General features: G+C 68.5%; 25 protein-coding genes. 9 read left to right on the top strand and 16 right to left on the bottom strand.

Annotated features, from left to right (window positions below):
• The first annotated feature begins 201 nt into the window (after positions 1-201).
• The 4 genes from ACIY1X_RS04305 to ACIY1X_RS04290 are packed head-to-tail and all read left to right on the top strand — an operon-like array spanning position 202 to position 3,276.
• The gene (locus ACIY1X_RS04305) at positions 202-1,461 is read left to right on the top strand and encodes an aromatic ring-hydroxylating dioxygenase subunit alpha (RefSeq protein ID WP_399678247.1); all 1,260 of its coding nucleotides are present in this window, start codon (positions 202-204) and stop codon (positions 1,459-1,461) included.
• Between the two features lie 2 nt (positions 1,462-1,463).
• Positions 1,464-1,937: an aromatic-ring-hydroxylating dioxygenase subunit beta gene (locus ACIY1X_RS04300; RefSeq protein WP_211260244.1), complete on the top strand. Its 474-nt coding sequence runs from the start codon at positions 1,464-1,466 to the stop codon at positions 1,935-1,937.
• Positions 1,934-2,311, top strand: coding sequence for a chorismate mutase (locus tag ACIY1X_RS04295; RefSeq protein WP_038209862.1), 378 nt, complete (start codon positions 1,934-1,936; stop codon positions 2,309-2,311). The genes ACIY1X_RS04300 and ACIY1X_RS04295 overlap by 4 nt, the downstream gene beginning before the upstream one ends.
• Positions 2,308-3,276: a Bug family tripartite tricarboxylate transporter substrate binding protein gene (locus tag ACIY1X_RS04290; RefSeq protein WP_399678244.1), complete on the top strand. Its 969-nt coding sequence runs from the start codon at positions 2,308-2,310 to the stop codon at positions 3,274-3,276. Before ACIY1X_RS04295 ends, ACIY1X_RS04290 begins: the two co-directional genes overlap by 4 nt.
• A 10-nt stretch (positions 3,277-3,286) precedes the next feature.
• Here the strand turns inward: ACIY1X_RS04290 and ACIY1X_RS04285 are convergent, their stop codons facing one another.
• The 8 genes from ACIY1X_RS04285 to ACIY1X_RS04250 all read right to left on the bottom strand — a co-directional run bounded on the left by ACIY1X_RS04285 (position 3,287) and on the right by ACIY1X_RS04250 (position 9,047).
• Complete coding sequence (locus tag ACIY1X_RS04285) at positions 3,287-4,108, bottom strand: alpha/beta fold hydrolase (protein WP_399678242.1); 822 nt, start codon at positions 4,106-4,108, stop codon at positions 3,287-3,289.
• Positions 4,105-4,356, bottom strand: coding sequence for a hypothetical protein (locus tag ACIY1X_RS04280; RefSeq protein WP_399678259.1), 252 nt, complete (start codon positions 4,354-4,356; stop codon positions 4,105-4,107). The genes ACIY1X_RS04285 and ACIY1X_RS04280 overlap by 4 nt, the downstream gene beginning before the upstream one ends.
• Positions 4,357-4,394: 38 nt before the next feature.
• Positions 4,395-5,399 (bottom strand): glycerophosphodiester phosphodiesterase, encoded by a 1,005-nt coding sequence (locus ACIY1X_RS04275; RefSeq protein WP_399678240.1) that lies wholly within the window; start codon positions 5,397-5,399, stop codon positions 4,395-4,397.
• Positions 5,400-5,441: 42 nt separating this feature from the next.
• The gene (locus ACIY1X_RS04270) at positions 5,442-6,029 is read right to left on the bottom strand and encodes a DUF1439 domain-containing protein (RefSeq protein WP_399678238.1); all 588 of its coding nucleotides are present in this window, start codon (positions 6,027-6,029) and stop codon (positions 5,442-5,444) included.
• A 146-nt stretch (positions 6,030-6,175) separates the two neighbouring features.
• Positions 6,176-6,952 (bottom strand): amino acid ABC transporter ATP-binding protein, encoded by a 777-nt coding sequence (locus ACIY1X_RS04265; RefSeq protein WP_399678237.1) that lies wholly within the window; start codon positions 6,950-6,952, stop codon positions 6,176-6,178.
• The gene (locus tag ACIY1X_RS04260) at positions 6,936-7,589 is read right to left on the bottom strand and encodes an amino acid ABC transporter permease (RefSeq protein ID WP_399678235.1); all 654 of its coding nucleotides are present in this window, start codon (positions 7,587-7,589) and stop codon (positions 6,936-6,938) included. Before ACIY1X_RS04260 ends, ACIY1X_RS04265 begins: the two co-directional genes overlap by 17 nt.
• Before the next feature lie 7 nt (positions 7,590-7,596).
• A complete protein-coding gene (locus ACIY1X_RS04255; RefSeq protein ID WP_399678233.1) occupies positions 7,597-8,253 on the bottom strand; it encodes an amino acid ABC transporter permease in 657 nt (218 codons plus the stop codon).
• Positions 8,253-9,047, bottom strand: a complete 795-nt coding sequence (locus ACIY1X_RS04250; RefSeq protein WP_399678231.1) for a transporter substrate-binding domain-containing protein — start codon at positions 9,045-9,047, stop codon at positions 8,253-8,255. Before ACIY1X_RS04250 ends, ACIY1X_RS04255 begins: the two co-directional genes overlap by 1 nt.
• 171 nt (positions 9,048-9,218) lie before the next feature.
• On the opposite strand from ACIY1X_RS04250, the gene ACIY1X_RS04245 reads away from it, so the two are divergent.
• Positions 9,219-10,193: an NAD(P)H-dependent flavin oxidoreductase gene (locus ACIY1X_RS04245; RefSeq protein ID WP_399678230.1), complete on the top strand. Its 975-nt coding sequence runs from the start codon at positions 9,219-9,221 to the stop codon at positions 10,191-10,193.
• A 20-nt stretch (positions 10,194-10,213) separates the two neighbouring features.
• On the opposite strand, the gene ACIY1X_RS04240 is transcribed toward ACIY1X_RS04245, so the two are convergent.
• Positions 10,214-10,489, bottom strand: a complete 276-nt coding sequence (locus ACIY1X_RS04240; RefSeq protein WP_399678228.1) for a hypothetical protein — start codon at positions 10,487-10,489, stop codon at positions 10,214-10,216.
• A 202-nt stretch (positions 10,490-10,691) separates the two neighbouring features.
• Between ACIY1X_RS04240 and ACIY1X_RS04235 the strand changes: the two genes are divergently transcribed.
• Positions 10,692-12,407, top strand: coding sequence for a long-chain fatty acid--CoA ligase (locus tag ACIY1X_RS04235; protein ID WP_399678226.1), 1,716 nt, complete (start codon positions 10,692-10,694; stop codon positions 12,405-12,407).
• 133 nt (positions 12,408-12,540) lie between these two features.
• On the opposite strand, the gene ACIY1X_RS04230 is transcribed toward ACIY1X_RS04235, so the two are convergent.
• From ACIY1X_RS04230 to ACIY1X_RS04220, 3 genes are all read right to left on the bottom strand, one after another.
• The gene (locus ACIY1X_RS04230; RefSeq protein ID WP_399678225.1) at positions 12,541-12,837 is read right to left on the bottom strand and encodes a hypothetical protein; all 297 of its coding nucleotides are present in this window, start codon (positions 12,835-12,837) and stop codon (positions 12,541-12,543) included.
• A gap of 127 nt (positions 12,838-12,964) precedes the next feature.
• Positions 12,965-13,171 carry a hypothetical protein gene (locus ACIY1X_RS04225; protein WP_399678223.1) on the bottom strand — a complete coding sequence of 69 codons (207 nt, stop codon included), beginning with the start codon at positions 13,169-13,171 and terminating at the stop codon, positions 12,965-12,967.
• A gap of 233 nt (positions 13,172-13,404) precedes the next feature.
• Positions 13,405-13,599 carry a hypothetical protein gene (locus ACIY1X_RS04220; RefSeq protein ID WP_399678221.1) on the bottom strand — a complete coding sequence of 65 codons (195 nt, stop codon included), beginning with the start codon at positions 13,597-13,599 and terminating at the stop codon, positions 13,405-13,407.
• A gap of 219 nt (positions 13,600-13,818) precedes the next feature.
• On the opposite strand from ACIY1X_RS04220, the gene ACIY1X_RS04215 reads away from it, so the two are divergent.
• The gene (locus ACIY1X_RS04215) at positions 13,819-14,184 is read left to right on the top strand and encodes a hypothetical protein (protein WP_399678220.1); all 366 of its coding nucleotides are present in this window, start codon (positions 13,819-13,821) and stop codon (positions 14,182-14,184) included.
• A 3-nt stretch (positions 14,185-14,187) separates the two neighbouring features.
• A complete protein-coding gene (locus ACIY1X_RS04210; RefSeq protein WP_399678219.1) occupies positions 14,188-14,682 on the top strand; it encodes an HIRAN domain-containing protein in 495 nt (164 codons plus the stop codon).
• 6 nt (positions 14,683-14,688) lie between these two features.
• Here the strand turns inward: ACIY1X_RS04210 and ACIY1X_RS04205 are convergent, their stop codons facing one another.
• From ACIY1X_RS04205 to opgC, 4 genes are all read right to left on the bottom strand, one after another.
• Positions 14,689-14,865 carry a hypothetical protein gene (locus ACIY1X_RS04205; RefSeq protein WP_399678218.1) on the bottom strand — a complete coding sequence of 59 codons (177 nt, stop codon included), beginning with the start codon at positions 14,863-14,865 and terminating at the stop codon, positions 14,689-14,691.
• 880 nt (positions 14,866-15,745) lie between these two features.
• Positions 15,746-16,483: a hypothetical protein gene (locus ACIY1X_RS04200; protein WP_399678216.1), complete on the bottom strand. Its 738-nt coding sequence runs from the start codon at positions 16,481-16,483 to the stop codon at positions 15,746-15,748.
• Between the two features lie 63 nt (positions 16,484-16,546).
• Complete coding sequence (locus ACIY1X_RS04195) at positions 16,547-17,716, bottom strand: tyrosine-type recombinase/integrase (protein WP_399678214.1); 1,170 nt, start codon at positions 17,714-17,716, stop codon at positions 16,547-16,549.
• Between the two features lie 205 nt (positions 17,717-17,921).
• Positions 17,922-19,130, bottom strand: a complete 1,209-nt coding sequence (gene opgC, locus ACIY1X_RS04190; protein WP_399678213.1) for an OpgC domain-containing protein — start codon at positions 19,128-19,130, stop codon at positions 17,922-17,924.
• Positions 19,131-19,301: 171 nt separating this feature from the next.
• On the opposite strand from opgC, the gene ACIY1X_RS04185 reads away from it, so the two are divergent.
• On the top strand, positions 19,302-20,369 hold the full coding sequence (locus tag ACIY1X_RS04185; protein ID WP_038209826.1) for a nitronate monooxygenase family protein: 1,068 nt from the start codon (positions 19,302-19,304) through the stop codon (positions 20,367-20,369).
• Positions 20,370-20,418 lie beyond the last annotated feature (49 nt).

Genomic DNA, 20,418 nt, shown 5'->3' with positions numbered 1-20,418 from the left:
TTGAGGTCCATGTCCTGCAGATCCATATTCATGATGGTGATGGCGCGTATTCACGGGATTCTATTGGTGGATAGAGCAGCAGCGCCGATCATCGGCAGCACTCAGGAAAACGCCGGGCCGCCCCAAGTTTTCTTGTCCCCCTCGGGGGGCGGGCTGGGCGCAGCCCGGTCCTGGGGGCACTATCTACAGGAGACAGCCACGATGAACGACACCGCCGAAGCGGTGCCCATTCGCTGGGAGAGCGAAGGCACCAGCCGCATCCCCTTTGCCGCCTACACCGACGAGCAGCGCCACCGCGAGGAGCTGGAGCGCTTCTTCTATCGCGGCCACTGGTGCTACGTCGGCCTGGAGGCCGAGATCCCGAACCCCGGCGACTTCAAGCGCACGGCGGCGGGCGAGCGCTCGGTCATCATGGTCCGCGCCGCCGACGGGCAGGTCCACGTGCTGGAGAACGTCTGCGCGCACCGTGGCATGGCCTTCTGCCGCGAGCGCCACGGCAACCGCAAGAGCTTCACCTGCCCCTACCACCAGTGGAACTACAACCTCTCGGGCAAGCTGGTGGGCGTGCCTTTCCGCCGCGGCGTGCGCGGGGAGGACGGCGAGATGCAGGGCGGCATGCCGGAGGACTTCAAGACCGACGAGCACGGCCTGACGAAGCTCAAGGTCGCCACGCGCGGCGGCGTGGTGTTCGCCAGCTTCGACCACGAGGTCGAATCGCTGGAGGACTACATGGGGCCGGTCATCCTGAAGTGGTTCGACCGCCTCTTCAACGGCCGCCAGCTGAAGATCCTCGGCTACAACCGCCAGCGCATCCCGGGCAACTGGAAGCTGATGCAGGAGAACATCAAGGACCCGTACCACCCGGGCCTGCTGCACACCTGGTTCGTCACCTTCGGGCTCTGGCGGGCCGACAACAAGTCGCAGCTCGTGATGGACGCGCACCACCGGCACGCGGCCATGATCTCCACCCGCGGCACGCAAGGCCAGGCGGGGCAGGCGACGACGGCGGTGTCGAGCTTCAAGGAGAGCATGAAGCTGGAGGACGACCGCTTCCTCGACATCGTGCCGGAGCCCTGGTGGGGCGGGCCGACCGCCGTGATGACGACCTTGTTCCCGAGCGTGATCCTGCAGCAGCAGGTCAACAGCGTCTCGACGCGCCACATCCAGCCCGACGGGCACGGGGCCTTCTTCTTCGAATGGACGCACTTCGCCTTCGAGGACGACAGCGAGGAGATGCTGCGCCGCCGCCTGCGCCAGGCCAACCTGTTCGGCCCGGCGGGCTTCGTCTCGGCCGACGACGGCGAGGTGATCGAGCTGTCGCAGCAGGGCTTCGAGAGCAAGCCCTGGCACCGCGCGCTGGCCGAGCTGGGCGGGCGCACGGCGGAGGACACCGACCACATGGTCACCGAGGGCCTGATCCGCGGCATGTACGCGTACTGGCGCAAGGTGATGGAGAAGTGACGATGCTGAACTTCGAGGAATTCTTCGAGCTGACGCAGCTCTATGCCCGCTACGCCTCGGCGCTCGACGCGGCCGACTGGGACGCCTGGCCCGAGTTTTTCACCGACGAATGCAGCTACCGCCTGCAGCCGCGCGAGAACCACGAGCGCGGCTTCCCGCTGGCGACGCTCTCCTTCGAGAGCAAGGCGATGCTGCGCGACCGCGTCTACGGCATCCGCGAGACGCTCTACCACGACCCGTACTACCAGCGCCACGTGGTCGGCGCGCCGCTGGTGCGCAAGGTGGAGGCCGGCCGCATCCACTGCGAGGCCAACTACGCGGTGCTGCGCACCAAGCTCTCGCAGCTCAGCACGGTGTTCAACGTCGGCCGCACGCTGGACGAGGTGGTGCGCACGCCGCAGGGCCTGCGCTTCGCCGTGCGCCTCGTCGTGTACGACAGCGAGATGATCCCCAACTCCATCATCTACCCGATATGAGCGGCGCAGGCACCGAACCCGACCCGCACGGCCCGCCGCTGCGGCGCTTCATCGACCCGGCCTATGTGCCGCTGTGCCGCGACCTCGCCGAGGTGCGCGAGCGCATCGACGCGCTGGACGCGCAGATCGTGGCGCTGCTGGCCGAGCGCGGCCGCTATGTGCGCGACGCCGCCCGCTTCAAGCACGACGCCTTCCAGGTCTCGGCGCCGCAGCGCCAGCAGCAGGTGTTCGACAAGGTGCGCCGGCTGGCAGAGCAGCACGGCGCGTACCCCGAGGTGGTGGATGCCTGCTACCGCGCGATGGTGGCCGGCTTCATCGCGCGCGAGCAGCAGGACCATGCGCAGATGATGCCGATTCAGGAGGGCAAGGCATGACGCTTCGACGTTTCGTTTCCATCGCCGCGGGCGCGCTGCTGCTGGCCGCGTCCGCACAGGCGCAGGACTGGCCGCAGCGCCCGGTGCGCGTCGTCGTGCCCTTCGGCGCCGGCTCCTCGCCCGACATCCTGGCGCGCATCGTCAACGACCGCCTGGCGCAGCGCCTGGGCCAGCCGGTGATCGTGGAGAACAAGCCCGGCGCCGGCGGCAACGCGGGCACCGACCTCGTCGCCAAGGCCGCGCCCGACGGGCAGACCTTCCTGCTCTCGGTCAACGCACCACTGGTCTACAACACGGTGCTGTACCGCAACCTGCCCTACGACCCCTTCCGCGATCTGGTGCCCGTCTCGCTGGCGGCGACCACGCCGAACGTCTGCGCGGCCAACGCGCAGCTCGGCATCGACTCGGTCAAGGGCTGGCTCGACGCGCTGCGCCGCAACCCGGGCAAGTACAACTTCGCCTCCACCGGCAACGGCTCGATCTCGCACCTGGGGGTGGAACTCATCAAGGCGAGGACGCAGTCCTTCGCGGTGCACATCCCGTACGCCTCCTCGGCGCAGGCCGTCACGGCGCTGGTGCAGGGCGACGTGCAGTTCGCCTGCCTGCCGCCGGTGACGGTGATGCCGCAGGTCAAGGCCGGTCGTCTCAAGGCGCTGGGTGTCACCTCGGCCGAGCGCTCGGCGCTGCTGCCCGACCTGCCCACGCTGCGCGAGTCGGGCCTGCCCGACATCCAGGCCGTGCCGTGGTTCGCCTACATGGCGCCCAAGGGCACGCCGCAGCCGGTCGTGGACCGCATGAGCCGCGAGATCGCCGCCGTGCTGGCCGAGCCGGAGACGCGGCAGAAGCTGCTGACGGCGTACTTCGATCCGGTCGGCAGCACGCCGCCGCAGCTCGCCGCCTTCATGCGCGAGGAACTGCAGCGCTGGAAGCCGGTCATCGAGCGCGCGGGCCTGAAGCCGGACTGACGGCTCCGCCTCAGGGCGAGGCGCCGTCGTGCCGGTCGAGAAAGGCGGCGATCAGTCCCACCACGCGCTGCGGGTCCTCGCGCTGCGGCACGTGGCCGATGCCTTGCAGCAGCTCCACCTGCACGGGGCCCGCGCAGCCCTGGCCGATCAGCGTGGCGTGGCGGGTGGTGCCGTACTCGTCCTCTTCGCCGTGGATGGCCAGCGCCGGCACGCGCACCTGCGGCAGCAAGTCGACCAGCGTCCAGTCGGCGAAGCGCGGCGAGAGCCAGGTATCGGTCCAGGCGCGCACCACCCAGGCCGCCTTGTCGCCGTGGTACTTCGCCAGGCGCTCCAGTTGCAGCGGGTCCTTGAACTGCTCGCGCGCCACGCGGATGCCCTCCAGCGTGCGGTCCTCGGCGAAGACCTGCGCGGCGATCGTGACCAGCGCGCGGCAGGGCGTGGGCTGCGCGGCAGCCGCGCAGATCGCCATGCCGCCGCCCACGCTGTGGCCCAGGGCGACATAGGCGTCCAGCCCGAGCTGTTCGCACAGGGCCGGCAGGACCAGGCGCGCCTCCTCGGCCACGAAGCCGAGCGCGGGCAGGTCGGGCCGCGGGTCGGAGCGGCCGAAGCCCCAGCGGTCGTAGGCGATCACGCGCCGGCCCGTGGCCTGGGCCAGCAGCGCCGGGAAGTCGCGCCACAGCGCCACGCAGCCGAGCGAGTCGTGGAGCATGAGGATCGGCGCCGCGCCGGCGGCCGCCGCCGGCTGCCATGCGCGGGTGAACAGGCGCCCTTGCGGGAGCGCGACCCATTGGTCGTGCACCTCGGGCGGCAGGGTGGGGAGCGTGGCGGTCATGGGTTCGACGGACGGGAGTTCAGCGTGGCGCGCGCCTTGTCGATCCACAGCTGCAGGCTGTCGAGCAGGTCCTTCTGGCTGAAGGAGCAGCTCTCCTCGCTGAAGAGCGCGCTGGATTCGAGGCGGTCGAGCAGGTTCAGCAGCACCTCGGCATAGCGCGGCGGCAGGGCCTGGTGCAGCGGGCCGGCGTGGCGGGCGGTGTCGCACAGGCGGCCGACGACAGTGCCGTCGCGGCGCGTGGCGTCCAGGTGCCGCGCGATGGCGTCCAGTGCGTCGAGGGGCGCGCTCAATTCTTCAGCCCCCGCGGCAGCGCCATGCCGCGCTCGCGCATCAGGGCGCGCAGCACGTCGGGCTCGTCGGTGATGAGGCCGTCCACGCCCAGGTCGATCAGCCGGGCCATGTCCTCGCGGCGGTTCACGGTCCAGGGGATCACCTGCTGGCCCAGCGCATGGGCCTCGGCCACCTGCGCCGCCGTCAGGTCGGCGAAGGCGGGCGCCCAGGTCACCGGGCCGGTGCCGCCGGCCGCCGCGGCCTGCACCAGGCGGGGCGTCGAGCCGGCGTCCTCCACGCGCAGGCCGCCCGTCCAGCGGGCGTCGCGCAGCGTGCGCGGGCTGGTGAGGAAGGCGCGCGCGAGCTGCGGCGCCTCCTGCGCCACCAGCGCGAGCGTGCGCCAGTCGAAGCTCTGGATCGTCACGCGCGGCGCCACGCCGGCGCGGCGAACCTCGGCCAGGATGGCGCGCACCATCGGCTCCGGCGCGGCGCCGGCGGCAGGGCGGGTGGGGTCGGTCTTGGTCTCGATGTTGAAGCGCAGGCCGTCGGCGCCCCTGCTCCGCGTGAGGTCGAACAGCTGCGCCAGCGTGGGGATGCGCTGGCCGTCGCGCGGCGCCTGGCGGGGGAACTGCTGGCCGTACTTCGTCGCCGGGTTGGTGCGGCCCACGTCGTAGGCCTGCAGCTGGGCCAGCGTGAGCGTGTGGATCGCCGGGCCCGCCGCCGCCAGCCAGCGGCCCTGCGCGTCGCGCGTGTGGTCGGGGTTGAGGACGGCGTCGTGCGAGATCACGGGCACGCCGTCGGCGGTGAGGGCGATGTCCAGCTCCAGCGTGGTCACGCCGATCTCCATCGCGCGCTCGAAGGCGGCCAGCGTGTTCTCGGGAGAGAGGGCGCGGCCGCCGCGGTGGGCCTGTAGGTCGAAGGGGCTGCCGCGCCTGGCGGTGGAAGGCGCGGCGCAGCCGGGCAGCAGCCAGGGTGCCAGCAGGGCCGGGGCGAGGAGGGCGGATCGGCGCGTCGGGTTCATGCACGGCATTCTGCCGCCGGCGCGCGGCGGCCCCCGCGGCACTCAGCGCAACTGCACCTTGATGCCGTCGTCCAGCACGGTGATGTCGCCGATCTCGTAGGTCTTGCGGCCCACGGTCAGCTCCTCGGGTTTGAAGGTGTGCAGCGGCTGGCCCTGCAGCGCCTCCTGCGCCACGGCGGCGCCGGCGCGCTGCAGCCGCGCCGCGTCCTGGCCGCCCAGGCCCTCCAGCTCCACCCGCTCGGCGCGCGGCTGGTCCAGGCGCAGCGTCAGGGCCGGCGCGTCGTAGCGCAGGGCGCTGCTGATGGCCAGCCAGCCGCCCACCGTGCCGGGGTCGAGGAAGGGGCTGGCGATGGCCACGCGCAGGGTCAGCGCGGCGCGGTTGGCGGCGGGCTGGAGGCCGAGCCGCGGGTCGGACAGCTGCACCGTGAACAGCCCGCCGTAGCCCTGCTGCAGCGGGAAGCGGCGGCGTACCTGGGCTTCCAGCTCGGCGCGCGTGGCGGTGTACTCGCTGGTGAAGAAGTTGAAGCCGGCGCGGGCGGGCAGGGCAATGGCGGTGGCGGCGCCGGCCAGGCCGGTCAGCAGCGTGCGGCGGTGCAGGAGGGCGGGGGCGGGACGGGCGGCGAGCGGCATGGCCGCTTCGATTGTGGGGGCTGTGAGCGGTTCCCCGAACGGCGGCGCGTCAGGTCGCCTTGAATGAACCCCGACCGTTCACGCTGAGCCTGTCGAAGCGCGGCACCAGGGCTTCGACAGGCTCAGCCCGAACGGTGCGTGCCGTCTCAATCGTGCAGCGACGAAAGAAACTGTTTCAACTCCGGCGTCTTTGGGCTGCCGAACAGCTCCGCCGGCGGCCCCATCTCGTGCACGCGCCCCTGGTGCATGAAGATCACGCGGTCGCTCACCTTGCGCGCGAAGTTCATCTCGTGCGTGACCATCAGCAGCGTCATGCCCTCGTCGGCCAGCGACTCGACCACGCGCAGCACCTCGCCGACCAGCTCGGGATCGAGCGCGGAGGTGATCTCGTCGCACAGCAGCACGGCCGGCTCCATCGCCAGCGCCCGCGCGATGGCCACGCGCTGCTGCTGGCCGCCGGAAAGCTGGTCGGGCATGGCGTCGAACTTCTCGGCCAGGCCGACGCGGGCCAGCAGCTTCCTCGCCTGCGCCTCGGCCTCGGGCTTCGCGCGCCTCTTCACCAGCGTCGGCGCCAGCATCACGTTGCGCCCGACCGTCAGATGCGGAAAGAGGTTGAAGCTCTGGAAGATCATGCCCACGCGCTGGCGCAGCTCGCGCATGGCGGCGGCGCTCTCGTGCAGCAGCGGCTTGGCGTCCACCGTGAGCGCGCCTTCCTGGAATTCCTCCAGCCCGTTGATACAGCGCAGCAGCGTGCTCTTGCCCGAGCCGCTCTTGCCGATGATGGCGATGACCTCGCCGCGCAGAACCTCCAGGTCGATGCCCTTGAGCACCTGGTTCGCGCCGTAGGACTTCTTCAGCGCGGTGATGCGGACGATGGGCGCACCGGGCTCCACGTGGGTCGGTGCATCAAGGACGGCTGCCACGGGTCTTCCTTTCGAGGTGCCTGGCGTAGAGGCTGACGGGGAAGCACAGCGCGAAGTACATCAGCGCCACGCAGGCGAACACGGTGAAGGGCCGGAAGGTGACGTTGGCGATCATGCTGCCGGCCTTGGTCACCTCGACGAAGCCGATCACCGAGGCCAGCGCCGTGCCCTTGATGACCTGCACCAGGAAACCGACGGTGGGCGCGATGGCGATCCTCACCGCCTGCGGCAGGATGACGTGGCGCAACTGCTCGCCGAAGCCGAGGGCCAGGCTGCCGGAGGCCTCCCACTGTCCCCTGGGGATGGCGGCCACGCAGCCGCGCCAGATCTCGGTGAGGAAGGCGCTGGTGTAGAGCGTCAGCGCCACGGCGGCCGCCGTCCAGGCCGACACGTCCACGCCCAGCAGCGCGATGCCGAAGTAGGCCAGGAAGAGCTGCATCAGCAGCGGCGTGCCCTGGAAGAGCTGCACGTAGCCGGCGATAAGCTTCTCCGTCAGCCGGCCGCCGCGCAGCCGCAGCGCCAGCAGCAGCGCACCGACGATGCCGCCGCCGACGAAGGCAATCAGCGAGAGCACCACCGTCCAGCGCAGCGCCAGCAGCAGGTTGCGCAGGATGTCCCAGAGGGTGAATTCGCCCATGCCGCGCTCACCGGCCGAAGAAGAAGCGCGGCCCCGCCCAGTCGAACAGCCGGCGCACGGCGATCGACAGGCCCAGGTAGACCAGCGTGGCGACGATGAAGGCCTCGAAGGCGCGGAAGTTGCGGCTCTGGATCAGGTTGGCGGCGTAGCTCAAGTCTTCCACCGAGATCTGGCTGCACACGGCCGAGCCGAGCATCACGATGATGATCTGGCTGACCATCGCCGGCCACACCTTCTTCATCGCCGGCGGCAGCACCACGCGCAGGAAGACCTGCGCGCGGTTCAGCGCCAGGCTCACGGCGGCCTCGATCTGCCCCCTGGGCGTGGCTTCGATGCCGGCGCGGACGATCTCGGTGGCGTAGGCGCCCAGGTTGAGCACCATCGCGATGATCGAGGCTGCCTCGGGCGTGAGCTTCACGCCTGCGGCCGGCAGGCCGAAGAAGATGAAGAACAACTGCACGATGAAGGGCGTGTTGCGGATCAGCTCGACGTAGGTGCCGACGATCCACTTCAGCCAGCCCGGCCCCCAGGCGCGGGCCCAGGCGCAGGCCACGCCCACCGCCATGCCGAGCACGGTGGCGATGGCCGTCAGCCCGAGCGTCCAGGCCACGCCCTTGAGCAGCAGGGGCCATTCCGCGAGGACGGCCCAGAAGTCGAAGCTCATCAGACGGGCAGGTCGCCGGCGGGCTTGCCGAGCCACTGCTTCGACAGCTTGTCCAGCGTGCCGTCCTTCTTCGCCGCGGCGATGATCTCGTTGACCTTGGCCTTCAGCGCGTCCTCGCCCTTGGCGATGCCGACGAAGCAGGGGCTGTCTTTGAGCAGCAGCTTGAACTCGGTGTTGATCTGCGGGTTCTTGCGGATCATCTCGGCCGCCACCGCGCCGCTCATCGCGATCACCTGCGTCTGACCGGCCACGTAGGCGGCCACGGTGGCGTTGTTGTCCTCGAAGCGGCGGTAGTCCACGCCGGGCGGGGCGGCCTTGTTCAGCTCCTGGTCCTCCATCGCGCCGCGCGTCACGGCCACCGACTTGCCCACCAGGTCCTTGAAGTCCTTCACCGGCATCGTCTTCTTCGCGAACACGCCCTGGAAGAAGGGCGCGTAGGCCGACGAGAAGTCGATCACCTTCTCGCGCTCGGCGTTCTTGCCCAGCGTGGAGATGACCAGGTCGGCCTTCTTCGTCTGCAGGTAGGGGATGCGGTTGGCGCTGGTCACCGGCACCAGCTCCAGCTTCACGCCCATGCGGCTGGCGATCAGCTTCGCCGCGTCGATGTCCAGGCCCTGCGGCGCCATGTCGGTGCCGACGAAGCCGTAGGGCGGGTAGTCGGTCGGGATGGCGATCTTCAGCGTCTTCGACTTCATGATGTTGTCGAGCGCGTTCTGCGCCTGGGCGGCGCCGGCGGCGGCCAGCGCGGCGGCCGTCAGCAGGCCGCCGGCGAACAGGCGTCGGGGGATCTTCATGGCAAGGCTCCGGGGTCGTTGGAAGAGAATCGCCTGCCTGCAAGCACGAGGCGTGCCACGCCGCTCGCGTGCCACCCGCCGGGTGCCTTGTCGCCAGCGTGGCAGCGCGCCCCGCCCCGTCGTGGCGATGATCGGCGGGTTTGCTCAACCCCCACCCCCGGGAGACACCGCTTGAAAACCCGCATCACCGAACTCTTCGGCATCCAGCACCCCATCATCCAGGGCGGCATGCACCACGTCGGCTATGCCGAGCTGGCCGCGGCCGTGTCCAACGCCGGCGGCCTGGGCATCATCACCGGGCTGACGCAGAAGACGCCCGAGCTGCTGGCCCGCGAGATCGCGCGCTGCCGCGAGATGACGGACAAGCCCTTCGGCGTGAACCTCACCTTCCTGCCCACCTTCGCCAAGCCGCCGTATCCGGAATACATCGCGGCCATCATCGAAGGCGGCGTCAAGGCCGTGGAAACCGCCGGCCGCAGCCCCGAGGAGCACATGCCGCAGCTCAAGGCCGCCGGCATCAAGGTGATCCACAAGTGCACCTCGGTGCGCCACTCGCTCAAGGCCGAGCGCATCGGCTGCGACGCGGTGAGCGTGGACGGCTTCGAGTGCGGCGGCCACCCCGGCGAGGACGACGTGCCTAACTTCATCCTGCTGCCGCGCGCGGCCGAGGAATTGAAGATCCCCTTCGTCGCCTCCGGCGGCATGGCCGACGGCCGCAGCCTGGTGGCGGCGCTGGCGCTGGGCGCCGAGGGCATGAACATGGGCACCCGCTTCATCGCCACGAAGGAGGCGCCGGTGCACGAGAACGTCAAGCAGGCGATCGTCGCCGCCTCGGAGCTGGACACGCGCCTGATCATGCGCGGCCTGCGCAACACCGAGCGCGTGCTGAACAACGCCGGCGTCGAGCGGCTGCTGGAGATCGAGCGCGAGAAGGGCGCGGCGCTGAAGATCGAGGACATCTTCGAGCAGGTGGCCGGCATCTACCCCAAGGTGATGGGCGAGGGCCACATGGAGGCCGGCGCCTGGAGCTGCGGCATGGTGGCCGGGCTGATCCGCGACGTGCCCACCGTAAGGGAGCTGGTCGACCGCACCATGGCCGAGGCCGAGGCCATCATCCGCCAGCGGCTGGAAGGCTTCCTCGGCTGAGGCCGCGGGCGCTCAGCCGCTCAGCGCTTGTCGCCGCCCATGTTCCGCCGGGCACGCTCCAGCGGCGGGCCGAGGTCGGTGTCGACGACGCCGCGTTCGACGTCCTCCAGCGCACGCCGCCCTTTCGTGGACGGCCGCCCGTCGCGCATCTGCTGGCTGTCGCTGGACTGGTCGCGCTCGTGCGGCAGGCGCGGGGCCCGCTGCGTTCCTTCTCCGGACTGCTGCTCGACCTTCGTCCTGCCCCGGTCGTCGGGCGGCGGGTTCCCGCCGGGTGGCGAGGTGTGGGTGGGGCTCATCGCATCGCTTCCTTGGCGTTCGCCCCATGGTGGCGCGGACCCTGCCGCGCGCGGGTAGGACGGTGCGGACCCGGGGCGTAGGCCGCCGGGTGGCCGGCCGCGGGCGTTCGGCGTCGCCCAGGTGACGCCCGGCGGGGCTTCCCCGCATGCCCCGCGGCGGGCCCTCGGCGTACGCTCGGCGTCTTCACGGAGACCGCCCGCAATGCCCATCCCTGCCGAGATCCAGGAACGCCCCCATCACCGCTTCTGGCCCAAGCGCCTGCCCTACCAGATCACGCTGCCCGCCACCTCGCTGTGGCACAACCTGAAGACCTCCGCCGAGCGCTACCCGGACAAGCCGGCGCTGGTGTACTTCGACCGCGTGACCACCTACCGCGAGCTGGCGGCCCAGGTCGATGCGCTGGCCGGCGCGCTGCATGCGCTGGGCGTGCAGCGCGGCGACCGCGTGCTGCTGGACATGCAGAACACGCCGCAGCTCGTGGCCGCGCATTTCGCCATCCTGCGCGCCAACGCGGTGGTGGTGCCGGTCAACCCGATGAACCGGGCCGAGGAACTGAAGCACTACATCAGCGACCCGGACGCGAAGGTCGCCATCACCACCGCCGACCTGGCGCCCGAGCTGGCCAAGGCCAGCGGCGCGCTGCCGCCGGGCGAGCGCCTGGCGCACCTGGTGGTCAGCCAGTTCACCGACGCCTTCGACGCCGCCGCGGCCGACACGCCCGCGATGGCGCTGGCCTGGCGCGACTGGCTGCTGCCGGTGCGGCCCCTGCCGCAGCTCGACGGCGGCGAGGTCCACGCCTGGGCCGATCTGATCGCGCGCAACGCGCCGCCGCCCGAGCACACCGCCGGCGCCGACGACATGGCGCTGCTGCCCTACACCAGCGGCACCACCGGGCTGCCCAAGGGTTGCATCCACCACCACTCCAGCCTGATGCACAACGCCGTGGCGGGCCAGATGTGGGGCTGCGCCAGCGCCGAGACGGTGGTGCTGGCGGTGGTGCCGATGTTCCACATCACCGGCATCGTGAGCATGATGCACACGGCCATCCTCGCCGGCGCCACGCTGGTGCTCATGCCGCGCTGGGACCGCGACGTGGCCGGCCACCTGATCTCGAAGTGGAAGGTCACGAGCTGGACCAACATCCCCACCATGGTCATCGACCTGATGGCGAGCCCGCGCTTCAAGGACTACGACCTGTCCAGCCTGATCTACATCGGCGGCGGCGGGGCGGCCATGCCGCAGGCGGTGGCGCAGCGGCTGCTGGAGGAGTTCGGCCTGGCCTACCAGGAGGGCTACGGCCTCACCGAGACGGCGGCGCCCTCGCACAGCAACCCGCCCGACCACCCCAAGCAGCAGTGCCTGGGCATGCCTTTCATGAGCGTCGACGCGCGCGTGGTGGACCCGGAGACGCTGCAGGAGCTGCCGGTGGGCGAGTCGGGCGAGATCATCATCCACGGACCGCAGGTCTTCCAGGGCTACTGGAAGCGGCCCGACGCGACCGCCGCCGCCTTCATCGAGTTCGAGGGCAAGCGCTTCTTCCGCTCCGGCGACATGGGCCGGATGGACGAGGACGGCTACTTCTTCATCACCGACCGCCTCAAGCGCATGATCAACGCCAGCGGCTTCAAGGTCTGGCCGGCCGAGGTGGAGCTGCTGATGTTCCGGCACCCGGCGATCCAGGAGGCCTGCGTCATCTCGACCAGGGACGCCTACCGCGGCGAGTCGGTGAAGGCGGTGGTGGTGCTGCGCCCCACCCACAAGGACACCACGGCCGAGGACATCGTCGCCTGGTGCCGCGAGAACATGGCGGCCTACAAGGTGCCGCGCCAGGTGCAGTTCGCCGACGCGCTGCCCAAGAGCGGCAGCGGCAAGGTCATGTGGCGGCTGCTGCAGGAGCAGGAGGACGGCTCAGAATAAGGATTTGACGCTATGAATTGCATAGCATTCATCTAGATTGGTGGCGTTGTACGGAAATAGTGCGGAAAAGGGGCGGTGCCTAGGCGGAAATGAAGAAGGCCCCGAAGGGCCTTGCTGGCTGCGCGTTTCTCGATCAGAGGCCGATGCCCCTATAGATCAGACCCAAGTGCCTCAGATCATCGGAGCTGGCCCCCCAGTTGTGGGCGGCCTCCTTGCCCTTGTCGCCGTGCAGACGGAGCGCATGGAACTGGATCGTGCTGAGTTGCTGAATGCGTGCCAGCATGCCGTGGTACATGAGGAAATCGTCGTCGCGCTTGATCTCCAGCAGCCGGACGATGCCATCGGCAATCATGTTGATCTCGTGATTCGTCTCGCTCAGCAGTGCCTGCAGATCGGTAGGCAGCAGCCAGTCGTTATCGCGTTCAGCCATGCTGCCCCCCCTCGCGCCGAGCAACATTGGACACTGCCTGGTGGATGGCGTGCCAACCTTCGTCTCGGTACTGGGCACCCTGGCCCTCGGCAATCGAGTTGATGCGGTTCATGGCACTGCAGGTTGCTTAGCCATGAGCCACCTCCAGCAGGTGAAGATGACCATCGACCGTCATGCCGACTGCGGCGCCGGCCTCCTGCATGCGCTCCACGTCGCGGCGCCACATCTCGGCACAGTCGTCGGCGCACGCCAGCTCTCGCTGGAGACGCTCGACCTCAGCATGAAGTCGCTCGGTCTCCGCTTCCAGTTCGGCGGCGTGGATGCGCAGATGCATCAGTTCCCAAGCATGGAGCTTTCGCACCAATGCTGGGGGAAGTGTGCGGGGTCGCGCGTGGGTAGCCCCTCCCGGGGCGACAATACGGGTAGCCATGATGTGCGGTTCCTTTCGCGAGGTTGCACGTTGCGGTTAGAACGGCTGCAGGATCACTACTCCTGTGGCCGTTCGCTTTGGTGCCTCGGATCACCTGGGCTCACTTTTGAGCCGAGGTCCGCCCCGAGGCGCGGCGATCACTCCTTCTTCGGCGGTTCGGGCTCGTCGTCGATCTTGCGGCGCACCCAGGGAGCACCACCCAGGCGCTTGAGCTTGTCGCGCTGCGCGTCCGAGAGCTTGATGCTGACTGGCGCCGTGGCGGGAGCGCCTGCAACACGAGGCTTGCGCCCCGCTCCGGGCCTTGCGCCGCCAACCGATTTCTTGCTGTCCATGGAGAAATGGTATTCCTATTCATTGTGAAAAGGAATGCCAAATCAGATGCGGCAAACCCTAGGTAGAAGAAGGTTCGCTTCGCCGCCAGCACCATCAGTCGTTTTTCACAGAAGCCCCCGGGACGAACTGACAAAACTGACGAAATCTCGCAGCGCCTCCGGTTACTTCCTGTTGCACTCGCCAGCAGGCGGCGTCATGATGGGCCCAGGAGGTGAGCGATGGCACACGGTGTGGGCGTTCGGCATGAGCCGATCTCGGAAGCGAGGCACAAGCTGCTGCAGGAGTTGGAGTTTCTGATCGGTGGCGAAACCTATAACGCCAGCATCCAGAACTGGGGGCCGGGCGGCGTCTTCTTGGGCGAGGGGCGTCAGTACCGCTATCCCCTGACAGTGGTGAACGGCGACGGCGAGAAGTCCAAGGTGTACGGCCGCCTTGCGCGGGACGCTACGGCCTCGGAAGTGCGTGGTGCCTACTATGGTTTCGGTGCCAACCATCTGCACATCGGCATGGGGCTGCTCAGAGTCATCAAGCACCTTGAGACGCACTACGGCCTTGTCGTGGACAAGGCATCTCGCGAGGAGTAGTGGATGGAAGCGTTCTCGATCTGGCACTGGCTGGTGCTGGCACTGATCGTCTTTGTCATCGTGAAGGCTGTGCGAGCCGGCAAGCGGACGGATAGCCCGGCCTCATCACCGGAGCCTGAGCACATCGCCGTGATTCGAGGCCCTGGCACTTACTCATTCGAGGTCGTCGGCGAGAGCAACTACCAAAGCGCTTTCGACCGGATCTTTGGCGAGAAGGAGGAGGATGGCATTGATGAAGAGGTCATGGCCGAACTCATCCCCGACGACGACAACAAGTACGACCCCAACGCCATCCGCGTAGCCATCAACGGGATGACAGTCGGCTACCTGCCGCGCAAGCTCGCCAAGCAATTCCGCGCCGAACTGGGCAAAAGCGGTCTAGGCAAGCAGCATCGCAGCCTGCACGCACGCGCAAAGGTCAAAGGTGGATGGGACCGTGGCGACGGAGACACAGGGATGTACGGTGTCTGGCTTGATCTTCCCGAAGCTTCGCGTTGATGTGCATCAGAATTCACCACCAATCACGGTATGGCCGCCTTTGCTGAAACCCTTGTCGACGAATGGATGAACCGAGAAGGGTTCTTCACGATTCGCGGACTTCGGCGCGGAGTGCAGGAGATTGATCTGCTCGGCGTCCGACAACTTGAGGGCCGAATCGAGGGTTGGCACGTCGAGGTCCAAGCCAGTATTCGGCCTATTGGCTACATTGCAAGGTGGCTGCCACAGCACATTGACGCTGGCTTGGCGAACGGTCCCGCGGCGGCCGGCCACAGGACACCAGAAATCGTCAAAGAATGTGCCGTTGCATGGGTGGCTCGGAAGTTTGACGCCGACGTAAAGGTGGACATGCGGAACCGCGCTTGGCCCAACTTGACCTGGGATCGCAAGCTGGTGCATGCGGTAGTGCTCTCCCGCCATGAACTACAGTGCATCAGAGAGTGCGGCGTTGCAACCATCAGTCTTCGGCAAGTCATTCAATCACTCCGGCATCCGAGAGCAAACGGCTTGATGGGAGTTGCTGGCACCGATGTCGCCGAGATACTCACATACCTGAACGAACCCGACGCGAGGGATTGCCGTCGGGAGGTATAGCGCCGCAGGGCAGGTTTGAGATCCTGCTATTCGCAACGCCCTGCGGGCGCCAGCAATCATCCCATCCTGTACATCGCCGTCCGGGTGCGCCGGCCCAGCTCGGCAGCAATCTGCTCGGCAGTGCGCCGATCCACGCTCCCCTGCACCGTGATGTTGTTGGTCTGTGCGAAGCCGTTACTTCCTCCCGTTGCTTACCGGCCGGCTGAACCTCCATGCGGCGGCGCCAATCGGCTGCCGCTTCGATGCTGATGAGCCGACGCCGGCCCACCATCATTACGCGCGGGCCTTCGCCCTTGCGCTGGAGTTCGTAGAAGTGGGTTCTACTGAGATCGTGGTCCTTGCAGAACTGCTCGATGGATGTTGCTTGCATGTGCGCCCTCGTGTTTCAAAACGATGGCGCAATCCTCCGTATTTAGGCGGACAGTAGGAAGCCTGTTAGCCGGCACACCTTACGGTCTGCACGCACGGCCTACGGTTTGCCGGCAGAGCGTAGCTTCTTCCATTCGGTGATGTAGTCGCGTGCCGTCCGCCACTTGATTGGCGCAACTTTCCCGGCGATCTCGGACGCTGTGTTGTCACCATGCAGCGTGAGATCCTTGTTTTCATCAAGCCAGCGCATCACGCTTTCCTTGATGGACCGATTCTCTTCGTGACGCGCTTCAGCGCCGCGCTTGGCGACAGCTTGTAAAGAATCTTTCGCCATGGTCGCGACGCCGCGCGCCATGCTCGTTCCCAGCAGCATGAGCGCCTGCCCGTAGGTGAGAATGCAGTTGCCGATATCCCCACGATTGAGATGGTCCTGACATTCGAGCCAGGCGAGCAACGATGCAAGCAGCATGACCTTTGCGATGCCGTCAGAATGGGTATCGCATTGATTGCCAGTGGAAAACAGCAGCCACACTGATTTGGACATCCCCGAAGGCTTTCGCTTGGGAAATTCGTCCTGGCTGTGAATATCCATTAGCTCGGAGATTTGGCCTTGCACATCATCGGGAGGAATCACGCTTAGAAGCGTGATGACGTAGTCGCGACCCTCCTCGAAGTAGCCAAGACATAAGGGCTCTGCCATGTGCCAATACTCTTCGCTTCTCCTTTCCATAATCGCCCGGAATCCGCGTACGCACAGTACATCAGTCGGTTGCTGGTCTTCACTCATAGCGTCCTCACGCCACCTGAAAGAGGTGCCGCGCCAGCCCGTCAGGTTCACGGGGATTCGGGGATCAGCCTAGGCGCGGCAAAACTGTTGGGTCTACAAAATCTTTGTCGTGTTCTAGAGACTTAGTGCAGCCAGCGCGGTCCTTGCATGGTCCCGCGTAAGGTGCCCATAGTGCTTCTCGATCATCGCCACGCTGGTGCCCGATAGTTGCGCCACCGTGAGGCTGTCCACGCCGGCGTGGATCAGGTCGGTGATGACGCTGTGCCGCACGCTGTACGTGCTGGCCTTGGGCGGCATGCTGGATCGCTGCGCAGCCTGTGTGAACTGGTAGCCCCAGGTGTCACGGCCCCAAGGCCGCCCCTGCGAGTTCGTGAGGATGTGAGCGGTGGGCAGCTTGTCTTTGCATTGCGCGGCGAAGAACTTGGCTGTGGTGTCGGGAAGGTGGATCTTCCGATCCCCGCCGGCCTTGTCCTTGCCCACGGTGAGCACGCCCAGGCGCTTGTCGAACTGTGCGACCGTCAGGGCTGCCATCGCGCCAGGCCGCAGAGGCACCAGGGACAGCGCCCGCAGGAACTCGGCCATGTCCGGGGCCGAGGCTGCAATCAGCTTGCGGCGTTGATCGAGGTCCAAGTACACGTCGCGGCGCTTGTCGGCGTTCTTGGCCGGCGCCAGCTTGGCGCGCCATGCGAAGTTGGACGTGACCAGGCCATCCTTGAACGCGAGGTTGAGCGCGGCCCGGAATGAATTCACGTCGCGGTTCACGGCGCTCGCGGATCGCGCCTTGCCCTTGTTGGGGCCGGTCGGCGTGGGCTTGTCGCGCAGGGCCTTGCGCCATGCTTCGACGTGGGCTGGTGTCAGTTTCGTCAGTTCGATGGACGACAACTTGCGGTCGCTGAGGACGTGGCGGGCGAAGCGGGCCTGAGCGTCATCGGCGGCCTTGTCGCCCTTGGTGTCCCGCAGATGGGCCACGTAGGTCTTGCAGGCGCTGGCCACCGTCACCACGTCGCTGCTGCCACCCTTGCCGAGGTGGTCGAACCACGCCAGGGCGGCCTTGTTGGCGGCGTCATATCGCTGGTGGTCGGGGAGGGTGGAGAAGTCCCCCAGCGCGTGATAGACCTGCTTGCGGGTGCCCTCATCGAAGCTGCGTGCGATCCACGATCCCCCGCTACCCGAAGTCATCTTCCGAAAGCCCAGGTAGTTGCCTTTGCTGACCCGATGCCAATACGGCTCGCGGCGCGGCTTGAGCCGGTTGCGGGCGGTCACGGTGTCGATCTTGGTGGCCATTCCTGAGTACGGAGCAGATACGGAAAACAGTTCCGTACTTTACCGCACAACCACGAACAAAGATCGCGCTCTACAGAGGGAAGATTGGTGCGCTGATGTTCGCCGAAATCCGCGAAAACTGCCCAAGAGCGGCAGCGGCAAGGTCATGTGGCGGCTGCTGCAGGAGGCGGAAGAGGCGCAGCAGAAGGCCTGAGCGGCCGCGGCTTCAGTGCCCGGCCGCCGGCGCGTGCCGCGGCGTGGGGCAGGTGCCGCGGCGCTTGCCGCTGCGCCGCTCGTGCCGCTGCACCGCCCACGCCACCGCGTACATCGCGCCGAACACCGCGGCCAGCATCAGCACGTCGCCCCACCAGGGACGCACGTGGTGGTCGCCGCCCCACAGCGCCTGCACCAGCAGCACCGCCACCAGGTGCGTGCAGAAGACCGACAGCGAGGCCGAGCCCATCGTCTCCAGCCAGGTCATGCGCGGTAGCCGCGCCAGCCAGGCCGGCCCGTAGCGCAGGGCGACGATGCCGATGGCCACCAGGTCCAGCACGCGCAGCGGCGCCAGGCGCCACTTGTCGAACAGCAGCGTGTTCAGCGCGTGGTGGTCGGCAAAGGGCGCCTGTCCGCCGGGCCCGAGGTGGCGCCACAGCAGGCCGGCCGCGGCCACCGCCACCGCTGCCCGCACCCACGGCGCCGGCAGCGCGATCGGCCGCGCGCCGGGCGCCGAGCGGCCCGCGCCCAGCGCCAGGCCGCCGAACCACAGCGCCTGCCAGGCCAGGGTGTCGAAGGAGCCCGTCTCCGCGTACGGCACCGGCACTTTCAGCCAGCCCTGCATCACGGTGGCGTACAGCCAGGGCGTGGCGTCCAGCTGCGCCGCCAGCCAGCCCAGCGCCGACAGCGCCAGCGGCAGCCGCCAGCCGTGGCGGAAGGCCCAGGCCATCACCCACGGGCTCATCAGCATGAAAAGGATGTACATCGGCAGGATGTCCAGCAGGGCAGGCTGGTACACCAGCGCCAGCGCGAAGGCGAAGGCCTCGCGCGGATGGGCCAGGTAGTAGAGGATCAGCTCCCGCGCGCCCGGCGACTGCAGATGCACCTTGAGCGCGAGCGCGGTGATGACGGTGAACAGGAACAGCAGCAGCGCCGCCTGGCTCATGTAAAGCGTGACGGCGCGGCGCCAGAAGGCCTGCTGCATCGCATCGACCCCCTTCGCGTAGCCGATGCGGCCGTACACCAGCCCGCAGACGAAGGCCGACAGCAGCACGAAGCCCTCTGCCGCCGAGACGAAGCCGAAGGGCTGGCCGACCGGGTCGGTGAGCATCGTCGGCACGTGCGTGAGCGTCATCAGCACGAGCATCAGGCCGCGGGCGGCATCGATCTCGTGGTAGCGGCGGGCGGCGGGCAGGGCGGCGGGCGTGGCTGGCGAGGGCAAGAAGAGGGCTCCGGGGTGAGAGAACGACCTGCGTTCGGCGCGCGAGTTCCCACAGCCTGCCAGCGATGCGCGCATGGGGTTGTCGGACCGCGGCGCGAACCGGCCTGCGCGGCAGGTCGCACAATCGTGGTGCAGGCCGCGCCCTTCGTCCGCCGCCAGGAACCGACACGCATGCTTTCTTCTTCCTCGTCCCTTGCCGCCCTGCTGGGCACCGAATTCCCGCTCGTGCAGGCGCCGATGGCCGGCGTGCAGGGCAGCCGCCTGGCCATCGCCGTGAGCGGCGCCGGTGCGCTCGGCTCGCTGCCGTGCGCGATGCTGTCGACGGAGGCGATGCGCAGCGAACTGGCGGCGCTGCGCGACGCGCTGGGCGAGCGGCCCTACAACGTCAACTTCTTCTGCCACCAGGCGCCGGTGCCCGACGCCGCGCGCGAGGCGGCCTGGCGCGAGGCGCTGGCGCCCTTCCTGCGCGAGTTCGGCATCGACCCGGCCGCCATCCCCGCCGGGCCGGGGCGCAACCCCTTCAGCACGGAGGCGGCCGAGGTGCTGGCCGAATTCCGCCCGCGCGTGGTGAGCTTCCATTTCGGCCTGCCCGCGCCCGATCTGCTGGCGCGGGTGAAGGCCTGGGGCGCGGTGGTGCTGGCCTCGGCCACCACGGTGGAGGAGGGCCTGTGGCTGCAGGCGCACGGCGCCGACGCGGTCATCGCCCAGGGGCTGGAGGCCGGCGGGCACCGCGGCCACTTCCTCTCGCACGACCTCACGCGCCAGCCGGGCCTGTTCGCGCTGCTGCCGCAACTTGTGGCGCAACTGCGCGTGCCGGTCATCGCCGCCGGCGGCATCGCCGATGCGCAGGGCGTGGCCGCCGCGATGGCGCTGGGCGCCGCCGGCGTGCAGGTGGGCACCGCCTGGCTGCTGTGCGACGAAGCGACCACCACGCCGCTGCACCGGGCGGCGCTGAAGTCCGAGGCGGCGCGCCACACGGCGCTGACCAACCTGTTCACCGGCCGTGCGGCGCGCGGCATCGTCAACCGGCTGCTGCGCGAGGCCGGCCCGATGAGTGCCGCCGCGCCCGAATTCCCGCTCGCCACCGCCGCCATCGCGCCGCTGCGCGCCAAGGCCGAAGCGCAGGGCAGCGGCGACTTCTCGCCGCTGTGGTCCGGCCAGAACGCCACCGGCTGCCGCGAGGTGCCCGCGGCCGAGCTGGTGCGGGCGCTGGTCCGGGGCTTCGGCCGGGCCGGCTGAGGCGCCGGCTCACAGCCCGTTACGGAACCTGCGGCGCACACGCGCTCCA

Source organism: Xenophilus sp., assembly GCF_044462705.1.
Classification (GTDB): domain Bacteria; phylum Pseudomonadota; class Gammaproteobacteria; order Burkholderiales; family Burkholderiaceae_C; genus Xenophilus; species Xenophilus azovorans.
Note: the sequence above shows the minus strand (reverse complement) of the source record. Positions and strands in the feature narration are given on the sequence as shown.

Bases quoted from the DNA above. Each gene is read 5' to 3' on its own strand.
- ACIY1X_RS04305 (WP_399678247.1), top strand. From the start codon at position 202: ATGAACGACACCGCCGAAGCGGTGCCCATTCGCTGGGAGAGCGAAGGC.
- ACIY1X_RS04215 (WP_399678220.1), top strand. From the start codon at position 13,819: ATGGCACACGGTGTGGGCGTTCGGCATGAGCCGATCTCGGAAGCGAGG.
- ACIY1X_RS04210 (WP_399678219.1), top strand. From the start codon at position 14,188: ATGGAAGCGTTCTCGATCTGGCACTGGCTGGTGCTGGCACTGATCGTC.
- ACIY1X_RS04185 (WP_038209826.1), top strand. From the start codon at position 19,302: ATGCTTTCTTCTTCCTCGTCCCTTGCCGCCCTGCTGGGCACCGAATTC.
- ACIY1X_RS04290 (WP_399678244.1), top strand. From the start codon at position 2,308: ATGACGCTTCGACGTTTCGTTTCCATCGCCGCGGGCGCGCTGCTGCTG.
- ACIY1X_RS04270 (WP_399678238.1), bottom strand. From the start codon at position 6,029: ATGCCGCTCGCCGCCCGTCCCGCCCCCGCCCTCCTGCACCGCCGCACG.
- ACIY1X_RS04300 (WP_211260244.1), top strand. From the start codon at position 1,464: ATGCTGAACTTCGAGGAATTCTTCGAGCTGACGCAGCTCTATGCCCGC.
- ACIY1X_RS04275 (WP_399678240.1), bottom strand. From the start codon at position 5,399: ATGAACCCGACGCGCCGATCCGCCCTCCTCGCCCCGGCCCTGCTGGCA.
- ACIY1X_RS04240 (WP_399678228.1), bottom strand. From the start codon at position 10,489: ATGAGCCCCACCCACACCTCGCCACCCGGCGGGAACCCGCCGCCCGAC.
- ACIY1X_RS04225 (WP_399678223.1), bottom strand. From the start codon at position 13,171: ATGCATCTGCGCATCCACGCCGCCGAACTGGAAGCGGAGACCGAGCGA.
- ACIY1X_RS04195 (WP_399678214.1), bottom strand. From the start codon at position 17,716: ATGGCCACCAAGATCGACACCGTGACCGCCCGCAACCGGCTCAAGCCG.
- ACIY1X_RS04285 (WP_399678242.1), bottom strand. From the start codon at position 4,108: ATGACCGCCACGCTCCCCACCCTGCCGCCCGAGGTGCACGACCAATGG.
- ACIY1X_RS04230 (WP_399678225.1), bottom strand. From the start codon at position 12,837: ATGGCTGAACGCGATAACGACTGGCTGCTGCCTACCGATCTGCAGGCA.
- ACIY1X_RS04255 (WP_399678233.1), bottom strand. From the start codon at position 8,253: ATGAGCTTCGACTTCTGGGCCGTCCTCGCGGAATGGCCCCTGCTGCTC.
- ACIY1X_RS04295 (WP_038209862.1), top strand. From the start codon at position 1,934: ATGAGCGGCGCAGGCACCGAACCCGACCCGCACGGCCCGCCGCTGCGG.
- ACIY1X_RS04235 (WP_399678226.1), top strand. From the start codon at position 10,692: ATGCCCATCCCTGCCGAGATCCAGGAACGCCCCCATCACCGCTTCTGG.
- ACIY1X_RS04260 (WP_399678235.1), bottom strand. From the start codon at position 7,589: ATGGGCGAATTCACCCTCTGGGACATCCTGCGCAACCTGCTGCTGGCG.
- ACIY1X_RS04250 (WP_399678231.1), bottom strand. From the start codon at position 9,047: ATGAAGATCCCCCGACGCCTGTTCGCCGGCGGCCTGCTGACGGCCGCC.
- ACIY1X_RS04220 (WP_399678221.1), bottom strand. From the start codon at position 13,599: ATGGACAGCAAGAAATCGGTTGGCGGCGCAAGGCCCGGAGCGGGGCGC.